Source organism: Pseudomonas sp. F9001, from assembly GCF_013385435.1.
Classification (GTDB): domain Bacteria; phylum Pseudomonadota; class Gammaproteobacteria; order Pseudomonadales; family Pseudomonadaceae; genus Aquipseudomonas.
Map to the genome: position 1 here is coordinate 1 of NZ_JACAPX010000057.1, position 11,391 is coordinate 11,391.

At 60.5% G+C, this 11,391-nt stretch carries 10 protein-coding genes; 6 read left to right on the top strand and 4 right to left on the bottom strand.

Annotation, left to right across the window (positions count from 1 at the left end):
• Positions 1-63 precede the first annotated feature (63 nt).
• Positions 64-1,194, bottom strand: a complete 1,131-nt coding sequence (locus HX818_RS30455; protein WP_177021326.1) for a catalase family protein — start codon at positions 1,192-1,194, stop codon at positions 64-66.
• Positions 1,195-1,225: 31 nt separating this feature from the next.
• Positions 1,226-3,037 carry a di-heme-cytochrome C peroxidase gene (locus tag HX818_RS30460; protein ID WP_177021327.1) on the bottom strand — a complete coding sequence of 604 codons (1,812 nt, stop codon included), beginning with the start codon at positions 3,035-3,037 and terminating at the stop codon, positions 1,226-1,228.
• Positions 3,038-3,283: 246 nt separating this feature from the next.
• Here HX818_RS30460 and HX818_RS30465 point away from each other — a divergent pair, with 246 nt between their 5' ends.
• From HX818_RS30465 to HX818_RS30485, 5 genes are all read left to right on the top strand, one after another.
• Entirely contained in the window at positions 3,284-4,024 is a 741-nt protein-coding gene (locus HX818_RS30465; RefSeq protein ID WP_003211122.1) for an FKBP-type peptidyl-prolyl cis-trans isomerase, read from the top strand.
• 557 nt (positions 4,025-4,581) lie between these two features.
• Entirely contained in the window at positions 4,582-5,037 is a 456-nt protein-coding gene (locus tag HX818_RS30470) for a YkvA family protein (RefSeq protein WP_177021328.1), read from the top strand.
• Positions 5,038-5,134: 97 nt separating this feature from the next.
• On the top strand, positions 5,135-5,473 hold the full coding sequence (locus HX818_RS30475; protein WP_003211117.1) for a helix-turn-helix transcriptional regulator: 339 nt from the start codon (positions 5,135-5,137) through the stop codon (positions 5,471-5,473).
• Positions 5,470-5,841: a hypothetical protein gene (locus HX818_RS30480; RefSeq protein WP_003211116.1), complete on the top strand. Its 372-nt coding sequence runs from the start codon at positions 5,470-5,472 to the stop codon at positions 5,839-5,841. The genes HX818_RS30475 and HX818_RS30480 overlap by 4 nt, the downstream gene beginning before the upstream one ends.
• The gene (locus tag HX818_RS30485; RefSeq protein WP_087694979.1) at positions 5,841-6,227 is read left to right on the top strand and encodes a sel1 repeat family protein; all 387 of its coding nucleotides are present in this window, start codon (positions 5,841-5,843) and stop codon (positions 6,225-6,227) included. The genes HX818_RS30480 and HX818_RS30485 overlap by 1 nt, the downstream gene beginning before the upstream one ends.
• A gap of 1 nt (position 6,228) precedes the next feature.
• On the opposite strand, the gene HX818_RS30490 is transcribed toward HX818_RS30485, so the two are convergent.
• Together HX818_RS30490 and HX818_RS30495 are read right to left on the bottom strand one after the other, a co-directional pair.
• Complete coding sequence (locus HX818_RS30490) at positions 6,229-8,007, bottom strand: bifunctional diguanylate cyclase/phosphodiesterase (RefSeq protein WP_023659268.1); 1,779 nt, start codon at positions 8,005-8,007, stop codon at positions 6,229-6,231.
• A gap of 112 nt (positions 8,008-8,119) precedes the next feature.
• On the bottom strand, positions 8,120-10,201 hold the full coding sequence (locus tag HX818_RS30495) for a carboxy terminal-processing peptidase (protein ID WP_023659269.1): 2,082 nt from the start codon (positions 10,199-10,201) through the stop codon (positions 8,120-8,122).
• Positions 10,202-10,339: 138 nt separating this feature from the next.
• Between HX818_RS30495 and HX818_RS30500 the strand changes: the two genes are divergently transcribed.
• Entirely contained in the window at positions 10,340-11,302 is a 963-nt protein-coding gene (locus tag HX818_RS30500) for a zinc-binding dehydrogenase (protein WP_087694978.1), read from the top strand.
• Positions 11,303-11,391 lie beyond the last annotated feature (89 nt).

Below are 11,391 nucleotides of genomic sequence, written 5' to 3' on the forward strand. Positions count from 1 at the left end.
TGTAAGAGCGGAACCAATAGCGGCCATAACCGCAGCAATGGATATGCACCCCACACCGCGGAGCTACAAATTCCGGCTATGCCGATAATCACTGACCGCCTCATACACCGCCTTACGCAACCGATTAATCCCCCCAATCGGCCGATGCGCCTCCACCCCAAACCACGGATTAAACGACTGATTATCACAAGCCAGATTCAACGCCGGCGTATCAAAGTCCTGCGCCGGAATCACCACCTTGGCCACCGTCTCAAACGGCGCATCACTCTCTTTCCACTCAACGCTGGTGTCCTCGATCGGCATAAACTTCTGCGGATTCTGCCGCTGAATCTGCAACACAAAACACGCCGCCACCCGGTCCGTCGACAGTTGCTGATTCAACGCACTGCGCAAAAAGTTCGGCAGGTCCTGATTCTGTTTGGGCAGCACATACGCAGGACACCCCTGGGGATCCGGCGCCACCCGAAACTTCGCATTCGCCGCCCCAAACTTATACGGCGACACCGAGAAATACGTCGTCTGCGTAGGACTCACCGGCGGCGGCGCCAACGTCGCCAGCGCGATAAACAAATGCCGCACCTGCCAACTGCGCGGATCCACCCCGGGGAAAAACGCCATGACTTTCTTGCCATCGGCCTGAGCCGAAATGTTCTGCGCATACTCCGCCACATCACTGACGAAAAAATTCGGATGGCTGAACATCACAAAGTCCTGCTCACCCCGCGCCTGCTGATCCGCCAGCAGCTGTTTGCCTGGCACGTCCAGCAACTTGATCGCCATCCCCCGGGCATCCCGGATGCTGTCGAACTGCGGATACGCATTGCCGTTGGACAGTCGCATCATCGCCTGCCAGGTCTTGCCCGGCTCGGCGAACACGCCCTGGCGCAGGGCCGGGTCGAGGTCCGCCAGTACGCTGACCTCGGCCTTCACGCAGCCATGGGCCTTGGCATGCGCATCCCGCAGGTAACGCGTGCCTTCGCGGTGTTGATCGACGATGCGCACGGCGGTCTGGATGATGCCCTGGGTCATGGCCGCTTCCCCCGGCGGGATCTGTTCATCCGGCGATACCGGGCCGCTGTGCTGCCAGGCAAACCACAGGGTGGACAGCAACCAGCCCAGCAGGCCCAGGCCCACCAGCCACAACAGGGTCTTGCCGAGAAACGCGCCGAGGCGCAGCCAAAGTCGAGCGAGCATTTAAAAATCCTTTTCTGCGAAGTCGGTTGGGTCAGGGCAGTTGCTGTTCCAGCGGGCCGCCCAGCACTTTCAAATATTCCAGCAGCGCCCAGCGTTCCTGGGGCAGCAAGCCTCGGCCGATCACCCCGTTGCCACGCTGCCCGGCACGGAATTCGTGGCCGCTGTTGTGGTTGCCGGTGATGCGCGTATCGAACAGGAACGCGTTGGGGAACGCGGCGGTTTGATAGCCCAGGTGGCGCGGGTCGTATTCGAAGGTGCCTTTATAGAAGGTCGGGCTGCGCTCGTCCTGGGGCGAGAGCAATTGGTAGATCGTCGGCACCGAGCCGTTGTGCAGGAACGGTGGTGTCGCCCACACCCCGGCCAGGGGCCGTGCCTTGTAGGCACGCAATTCGCGTACGCCGATCGGCAGGCCGAAGCCGTCCAGGCGCGGGCGTTCGGCAGGTGTCACACCGGCGGCACGGTAGGCGTGGTCTTCGACAAAGGCGGTGATGTAGGCCAGGCCTTTGGCTGAAGAGAGGCTGCGCAGGTCCAGCGGCTCGGTGGGCGTGGGGTGCAGTTCGACGTTCATTTTCGCCAACTCCGCCGGGTCCCATTGCAGGGCGCTGAGGTCGAAGCGGTGGTCAGCGATATTGTTGGCAGTAGCGGGGTCGGTGCCGATCACCTCCACCGGGAGCATTTTCAATTGTCGCACCGGGCGGCCATCGACCTGGGACACCGCTGGCACGTGGCAGCCGGCGCAGTTTTCCGCGAACAGTGCGCGACCCTGGGCGGCCAGCGGTTTGTCGATGGCGCCGAACAGGTCTTCGGGCCAGGTGGGTGGCTTGAGCCGTTGCAGGGTTTCTTCGATGGTATTCAGGTCGCGAACCCGCACGCTGGAGGCGTAGCGCGCATCGCCCTGGAGCGGCTGGCCGGCGCTGTCGAAGAAGTCCAGGGTGGCGCCGACGCCCAGGGCTTCGCCGATATTGCGGGCCATGGGTTGTTGGGCCGAGCCATTCCATTGCACCCAGTCGAAGGTCCAGATGTCCCACAGTTGCGGGTAGTCCACCGGGGCGTTGGCGATGCGGTAGTTGTCGGGGGAAATGGCGTCGCCGAAGCTGGCGTTGGCGATACGGCCAAAGGCGTCGGTGCGGCCCGGGCCTTCTTCGGTGGGGTAGAGGCCGCGGTGGGTGTCGTTCCAGGCGACTTTCAGGAAGTTGTTCAGGGACTTCTTGAAGTCCTGGCGCAGTTGCGCTGCGGTCTGGTCGTCGTAGTCATGGCCCAGCACGGTGCGGGCAAAGCGCTCGAATTTCCACGGGTTGTAGTAGGTCGAGGCCAGGCTGGCGACCAGCGCCTGGCCGAAGCTGCCGCCGCGCAGGGTCGGTACGCTGGACGGCAGCACATGCTGCGCCGGGCCGCCGTCGATCCGCAGGCCCTGGCCTTTGAAGTTCAACTGGCCGGTGTGGCAGGCGGCGCAGGTGATGTCGAGGAACTCATCATTGCTGCCAGCATTTTTATGCCGGGCGAAACCCACCGGCAGGTTGCCGGGGTTCTGCGCGGTGGGCACTTGCCTGGGGTCTACCAGAAAACCAAAGCGCGCCAGGTACTCGGGCGTGGCGAAACGCTGCTCGGAGAACGGCAGTTCCAAGGCGGTAAACCAGGCATACCGCAGGCCCTTGACCTGGGTGCCCTGGGGCGTGAAATAGTAGGTCTGGCGATCTGCGGCGCTCCATTGATCCTGGTAGTGCACCTGTTCCACTGGCACGTAGACCGGCAGCTTCGGGTTGACCACGTAATAGAGCACCACCGCCAGGACCAGGCCCAGCAGTATGAAAATCATCAGCAAAACACGGGAAAAAATGCGCAAGATAACTATCCTTGTCGAGTTGTAGCGTTCTTATGCCATCAGGCCAGCAGTGCGGCAAGTGGCCATGAGTCTCGTTCCAGCGCTGCTGCCGTCCGTTGCAGGGCCCTGGATTGAATGAAAATGCTTTTAAACACGTGAACTTATCAGAAGTTTCCTGCTCACATGCCGGTAGCCATTGGTCGTGGCCGCCTGATAAGCTCGCGACTTTACTCGAATGCCCTTTTGGCACACGAACAAGGAAATAGCATGAAACAGCATCGGTTGGCGGCGGCGGTGGCCCTGGTTAGCCTGGTACTTGCGGGTTGTGATTCGCAAACCAGCGTAGAGCTGAAAACCCCGGCGCAAAAAGCTTCCTACGGTATCGGCCTGAACATGGGCAAAAGCCTTGCCCAGGAAGGCATGGATGACCTGGACTCCAAAGCGGTAGCCCAAGGCATCGAAGATGCCGTCGGCAAGAAAGAACAGAAGCTGAAAGACGACGAGCTGGTCGAAGCCTTCGCCGCACTGCAAAAACGTGCTGAAGAGCGTATGGCCAAGATGAGCGAAGAGTCGGCAACTGCCGGCAAGAAATTCCTCGAAGAAAACGCCAAGAAAGACGGCGTTGTCACCACCGCTTCCGGTCTGCAATACAAGATCGTGAAGAAAGCCGACGGTGCTCAACCCAAGCCTACCGACGTAGTGACTGTTCACTACACCGGCAAGCTCACCAACGGCACCACCTTTGACAGCTCCGTGGATCGCGGCAGCCCGATTGACCTGCCGGTCAGCGGCGTGATTCCGGGTTGGGTCGAAGGCCTGCAACTGATGCACGTTGGCGAGAAGGTCGAGTTGTACATCCCGTCCGACCTGGCCTACGGCGCGCAGAGCCCGAGCCCGGCGATTCCAGCCAACTCCGTGCTGGTATTCGACCTGGAACTGCTGGCCATCAAGGACCCGTCCAAGGCAGACGCTCCTGACGCACCGGCGGCTCCTGCTGCCAAGAAGTAATCAGCGCCTGAACACACAACGCCCCGTCTCGACGGGGCGTTGTTGTTTCTGGCCTGTGCGATCGTATGCGATCGTTCCCGCGCTCTGCGTGGGAATGCATCCCGTGACGCTCTGCGTCACCATTGCGCATGTGCGATCGTTCCCACGCTCTGCGATCGTCCCCACGCTCTGCGATCGTTCCCACGCTCTGCGTGGGAATGCATCCGGTGACGCTCTGCGTCACCATTGCGCATAGCTCAAGCCTAGCGCTAACAGCAAGCGCGGAGCGCCACAGGCGGCATCCCCACGCAGAGCGTGGGAACGATCAGTTGAATCCAGGGCAAATTCAACCGAACCCATGCGGGCTAGAGCAGTCTGATAAAAGACCCGAGTACGGGTAGACGCAGATTATCTCCAAGTCAATGAATTCTTGGGTTTTTTTTATGTGCGCAAAAAACGCCCGATCTGACTGTAGGCCTTGTATTACGTGGCTTTCAGCCTGGAAAATAGGCTCTGTTCACAAGGTTATCCACAATTTGTGTGGATAACCTTTTCTGTCGCCTGGAACTGGAGTGACGATGAAAGCCCCGTTTAATTTCACCCGCTTCCTGCCCATGGCTGCTCGCCTGCTTGGCCGTGGGCGCTTGCCGACGTTGTTGTTCGCGGTCGCCGCCAAAGGCTCGAGCCAGGGCAACCGGCTGGGCAAGCTCAAGCACGACCTCAAGCTGCTCCAGGCCTTGTGCCTTGCCTACTGGCGCGGCGAGTACCGGGCCATCAGCCCCAAGGCGCTGATTTCGGTAGTGGCAGGGTTGATGTACTTCCTGAGCCCGATTGACGCGATCCCGGACTTTATCCCGGTGTTCGGCATGCTCGACGACATTGCTGTGCTGGCGTGGGTCATGAAGACCCTCGACGGCGAACTGAGCGCCTTTCGCGCCTGGCGCGAGCGTCAGCTCCCCGAGAAACTTGCGGTGGTTGAGCGCCTTCCTGCGACGCCTCAGCTGCTTACGCAAGAACACCTGAAAAAAAACTGAACCTTGGGAATATCCCCCTGCGCTCTTTGTGGCTGTTAGGATTACACTCCTAAGGAAAGTACTTACGAAGTAAGTGTTGTGATCCTACGGGGCAGTCATGGATATTCAGATAATTACAAAGGATGGCGAGCCCGAATATGCGGTTCTGCCATGGGCTCAGTATCAGGCGCTGTTAAAAGCTGCCGGTCAGCAACAGCCAACGCCTCCCGCTTCGACCATTAGCCAAGCCACTGCCGAACCGGATCTGCGCCCCCTGGAGCAGCTGCGAAGCCTGCGCGAGGCCAAGGGCCTGGCCATCGAGGTTCTGGCGCGCACAGTGGGCATCAGCCCGTCTTACCTGGGCCTGATCGAAAGCGGTGAACGCCAGCCGGACGCTGCCATCCGCCGCAGCCTGGCCTGGGAACTTGGCGTTGCAGGTTGGAGGGACGAAACGTGAGCGTACGCATCAGCCGTCAACATTGGGATGGGTTACTCAACGAGCTGGACCAGGCGCGCCGACAGCGCCACCTCTTGACCTACCGCGCCTTGCTGGAGCGCCTGCAATTTCCCACGCCGGCCATGCAGACCCTGACGGCTGCGCTGGAGCACCTGGCGGCGCTGGATGCCAAGGCCGACCAACCACTGCGCAGTTCCCTGGTGATCAGCCAGGGCGCCAGTCGCCTGCCACGTACCGGTTTCTTTGAATGTGTGGAGCGTCTCGGGCGCTTCTGCGGGCCGTCCGATGGCGTGGCCGCGGCGTCGTGGCACGCATCCGAAGTGGTGCGAGTATTTGAATACGATTATCCCGAGTCAGCGGAGGCGTAGTGTTCTGGAAGCTCAAGGCGTATGCCAGTTACTGGCTGGCGCGCAAGTTGTTTCATTGGTCCTGGTTCGTGCGACAGCCGCGTGGCTGGCAGTGGCTTGAAGGCCAGTTCGCGCGCATGGCCAATCTGGGCGACGTAGGAGCACAGAGTTTCTACGGACATATCCTGACGTTTCGTGGCAAGGGCCTTGGCGCCCGTGAAGAAGGCGTGCGACTGTTGCGGCTGGCGGCCCTGGCCGGCGACGGCAAGGCGGCCTACCAGGTTGGGGTGTTGAGCCTTGCGGGCAGCCTTGGCAAGGCGCCTGATCCGCTGGAAGCGGCACGCTGGTGGAAAATCGCCGCCCGAGCCGGGCACCCGTTGGCGCAGATGCGCCTGGAGCAACTCTGATCTAGAGCGGCTGCGGTTCTGCCTGGCCCAGCTCCAGGCTGTCAATCACATGAATGCTGTAGCCCGCCACGTTCTTCGCGTGGTGCTTGGCTTGCGAGGCCAGTTCCGCCAACTGGCTGGCATCGAGTTGTCCACAGGCCTGTGGATACAAATGCACCACGCCGATGGACAGCGACAGCAGCGCAAACTCCTGGCGCACGCCCTGGCGGTTCAGTGCAACGAAACAGCCCGCGTCCAGATGCTCGCTGCGATAGAAGCGCCGGCACTGGGTGTGGAAGTCGTCCAGCAACTGGTTCAGCCGCTTGCGCCAATCCTGCGGCCCCAGCACCAGCAAAAAGTCATCACCGCCGATATGCCCGACGAAGTCGCGGCTGGGGTCTACCCGGTCGTTCAGGCATTGCGCCAGGCACAGCAGCACTTCATCGCCCCGGCCATAGCCGTAGATATCGTTGAATGGCTTGAAACTGTCGATATCGACGTAGCAGATCACAGACTCGCGTTGTTGCTGCAACAGCCGCGTCAGGCACTGCTGGATGGGGACGTTGCCCGGCAGCAAGGTCAGCGGGTTGGCATAGCGTGCCTGCTGGATTTTCAGCTCGGTAATCAGCTTGAGCACATCGATCACCCGGCCCAGCCCCAGATAATCGCCGTTGAGGGTGATGATGAAATCTTCCTCGATCCGCTGGCGTGCGCGACTGGTGAGCAGGCGGCTGACCTGCTGCAAGGACTGGCTCAGTTCCACCGCGAGAAAGTCATCACTCATCAAGCGGCTGATGGGCTTGCGGGCGAACAGATCGGTGGCGAACGGCTTGAGCAGCGCATCTGACAGCGAGTGCCGGTGCACGATGCCAATCGGGTGGCCACGCTCATCCAGCACCGCCAGGGAATTGAGGTTGGCCTGGCGCCGGAAGGCTTCCAAAACCTGCGCCGTGGCGGTGTGCTGGCCCACGGCCGGTTGTTCGTTGAGCAGGGCGCTGAGGTCGCTGCCTTCGTCGTTCAGCGCGACGTTGGCGTTGTCGGGCTTGGGCAGCATCAACCGCGCTTCCTGCGGCGGATGTTCCTGGGGGCGGCAGAGCAGGTAGCCCTGCACCAGGTCAACGCCCATTTCCGTGAGCACCGCCAACTCTTCCGGCAACTCGATGCCTTCGGCGATGACCTGGGCCCGGGAGGCCTTGGCAATTTGCAGGATCGAGCCGACAAACTCGCGCTTGAGGGCGTCCTGGTGGATGCCGTCGATAAAGTGTCGATCGATCTTCACGTAGTCCGGGCGCAGCTCCGACCACAGCCGCAGGCTGGAATAGCCGGCACCCAGGTCATCCAGGGCAATCGAAAAGCCCATGGCGCGGTAGTGGTGCAGCGCGGTTTGCAGCAGTTGAAAATCGTCGGTCGGGGTTTGCTCGGTCAGTTCGATCACCACCTGGCTGGGCGGGATGCCGAAGTCGCTGAGCAGTTGCAGGGTACGGCCGGGCTGGTGGGCGGTCTCCAGCAGGGATTCGGGTGAGACGTTGAGAAACAGCTTGCCCGGCAGTTTCTGCTCGCTGAACCGCCGGCAGGCACTTTCCCGGCAGACCATCTCCAGCTCACTGAGACGTCCGGCGTGGCGGGCCACGGAGAACAGTGCGACAGGGGAGTGCAACGGGCTGTTGGACGGGCCGCGACTGAGGGCTTCATAACCGATGACGCGTCGTTCAGACAGGGAAATGATGGGTTGGAACAGGCTGTGCAAACTGCCTTGAGCCAGGATTGAGCCCAATGCATTCAGCTGTTCGGTCATGGTCATGATTTTCTCGGGTCGAAAAAAAAGGACCTGCTTTGGCAGGTCCTTCATTTCACGACAGAATGATGTCTATTTGATGACACTCCGAGGAGCGTTCACATTAAATCGCCATCATTTACTGCTTGGCCACCGTCTTGCTGATTTTCAAGTAGTCCAGCAGGATGCGCCCGGTCTCGCTCAGGTAGGCATCATCTTCCGGCTTGGTTTTATCAGGCTCGGCGGCGATCGCGTCTTCGTCTTCTTTCTTCAGTTCCTTGAGCGGGGCTTCGCCTTTCGCCTTGCGGCGGGCGTTCTCCAGCACCAGTTGCTGATTCTCGATGTCGGTGTGCTGCGCACGACGGTCGGCTTCGTTCAGGCTGACGGTTTTCTCTTCCATCAACTTCTTGGCCAGGGCCAGCTTGTCGCGGATAAAGATGAACTCGGCATCCTTGGCTGAGCGGGCTTCGTGATCAGCTTTCAACTCTGCGATGTACGGTTTGAACGGGTCTACCGCAGGCTTGATCGCAGGACGGATGGTGTCCCACGGCATCGCCTCGGGCAGGGCGCTCTCGCCGATTTCCTTGGTGTCGATGATCGACGGGAAATCGACGTCCGGCAGTACGCCCTGATGCTGGGTGCTCTGCCCGGAAACCCGGTAGAACTTGGCCAGGGTCAGTTTCAGCTCGCCATGGTTCAGCGGCTGGATGGTCTGCACGGTGCCTTTGCCGAAGGTCTGGCCGCCGATGATCAGCGCACGGTGGTAGTCCTGCATCGCGCCGGCAAAAATCTCCGAGGCGGATGCCGAGAGGCGGTTGACCAGCAACGCCATCGGCCCTTTGTAGAAGGCACCCGGGTTCTCGTCTTCCAGCACGTCGACACGGCCGTCAGCGTTACGCACCAGCACGGTCGGACCCTTGTCGATAAACAGGCTGGTCAGCTCGGTGGCTTCCTGCAGGGAACCGCCGCCGTTGTTGCGCAGGTCGATGACCACGCCGTCGACTTTTTCCTTCTGCAATTCTGTGAGGATTTTCTTAACGTCGCGGGTGGTGCTCTTGTAGTCCGGATCACCGGCGCGGAACGCTTTGAAGTCCAGGTAGAACGCCGGGATCACCACCACGCCGAGCTTGTAGTCCTTGCCATCCTGCTTGAGGTTGAGGACTTGCTTCTGGACGGCCTGGTCTTCGAGTTTCACCGCTTCACGGGTGATGGACACGATCTTGCTGGTCTGGTCGTTCGGTGCGTTGGTGTGCGGAATCACTTCCAGGCGCACCACGCTGCCTTTCGGCCCGCGGATCAGCTTGACCACTTCATCCAGGCGCCAGCCGACCACGTCGACCATCTCTTTGTCGGCCTGGGCCACACCGATGATCTTGTCGGCCGGGGCAACCTGCTTGGTCTTGTCGGCCGGACCTGCCGGCACCAGACGCACGATCTTCACCTGGTCGTTATCGCTTTGCAGGACGGCACCGATGCCTTCCAGCGACAGACTCATGTTGATATCGAAATTTTCCGCGTTATCTGGCGACAGATAATTGGTGTGCGGGTCGTAGGACATTGCGAAGGTGTTGATGTAGGCCTGGAAGATATCTTCGGCACGGGTCTGATCCAGACGTGCCAGCTGATTCTTGTAGCGCTTGGTCAACAGTTCCTGGATGGCCTTCGGCTCTTTGCCGGCGATCTTCAAGCGCAGGACTTCATCCTTGACGCGCTTGCGCCACAGGTCGTCCAGCTCGGCTTCGGTGGTCAGCCAAGGAGCGTCCTTGCGGTCAACCAGCAAGGTCTCTTTCTTGGTGAAGTCGAACTTGTCGACACCTTTGTCCAGCTCACCAATGGCGAAGTCCAGACGCGCTTTGACGCGGTCCAGGTAGCGCTTGTAGATGGTGAAGCCGGGCTGCAGGTCACCGCTCTTGAGGAAGTCGTCGAACTGCGTCTTCCACTTGTCGAACTCGGTGATGTCGCTGGCCAGGAAATAGCTGCGCGAGGGATCCAACAGCTTGAGGTAGCTGTCGTAAATGATCACCGAACGAGCGTCGTCCAACGGCGGCTTGCTGTAATGGTGGCGCTTGAGCAACTCGACGACGTTAAGGCTGGCAATCACCTCATCGCGATCAGGCTGAAGGTTGTCCCAGCTGTTGGCTGCGAACGTATTGCTCGACAGCGGCAAAAGGCCGATACCGATAAAAAGAGCGAGGGCGGTGCTGGGGAACAAATGCTTCATGCTGATTCGACGCGGGGGCAATTGATAACGCATATTAGGCCGTCTTTGAAGTCGCCGGTTCCATATGGGCCGGTCGCATAATGCAAAAAGCCCGACGCTACAGCAACGGGCTCAGTCCAGACTCACTATGGAGGCACTGTGAAAGCATTGCAAGGCGTTGAAGGTCATGTGGAGTGGCAAGAAGAGCCAAGTCCTACATGCGATGTAGGCCAAGTACGCATTCGCGTGGCGGCTGCGGGCCTGAATCGCGCCGATTTATTACAGCGTTCGGGGCTTTATCCGCCACCTCCCGGTGCCAGCCAGGTGCTGGGCCTGGAGTGTTCCGGGGTGATCAGCGAAGTCGGCGCCGGTTCGTCGTGGCAAGTGGGGGATCGGGTTTGCGCCTTGCTGGCTGGCGGCGGGATGGCTGAAGAAGTGGTGGTGGATGCGCGGCATGTGCTGCCGGTGCCGGAGGGCGTATCCCTGGTCGAAGCGGCCGGGTTGCCCGAGGTGTACAGCACCGCGTGGTTGAACCTGTTCCAGTTGGCGGGCCTCAAGCCCGGCGAGAAGGTGTTGTTGCATGCCGGTGCCAGTGGGGTGGGCTCGGCGGCGATTCAGTTGTGCAAGGCGTTTGGCAGCCCGTGTTGGGTCAGCGTGGGGTCGGCGGATCGCCTTGCGTACTGTGAAGCGCTGGGGGCTCAGGGGGGTGTGGTACGTACTGACGGCATCGAGGGCTTGAGGGATTTTGGACCGTTCGATGTGATTCTTGACCCGGTGGGGGGGAATTACGCGGCGCTGAATCTCAAGCTGGTGGCGCGTGATGGGCGCTGGGTGTTGATTGGATTGATGGGGGGGCGTGAGGCGCAGATCGATCTGGCGCAGGTGTTGGCCAAGCGTGTGCAGGTGTTGGGGTCGACGTTGCGTAGCCGGGATGATCAGTTCAAGGCTGACTTGTTCAGTGACTTGAGCCAGCATGTATGGCCGTTGTTTGCCGAGGGGCGCTTGAGTCCGCAACTGGCCAGGACGTTTCCGATCAAGGATGCCGAGGCTGCGTTTGCGGAGCTGGCGACTAATCGGATTTCGGGGAAGCTGGTGTTGGTGATTGACGAGAGTCTGACCTGATTTCAGATGCGACATTTGTGTTGGGGGGAGTTGGGCTGGGTGTATATCCGTTATTTTCGTAACGGCGACTATTGGTTCCGCTCTTACAG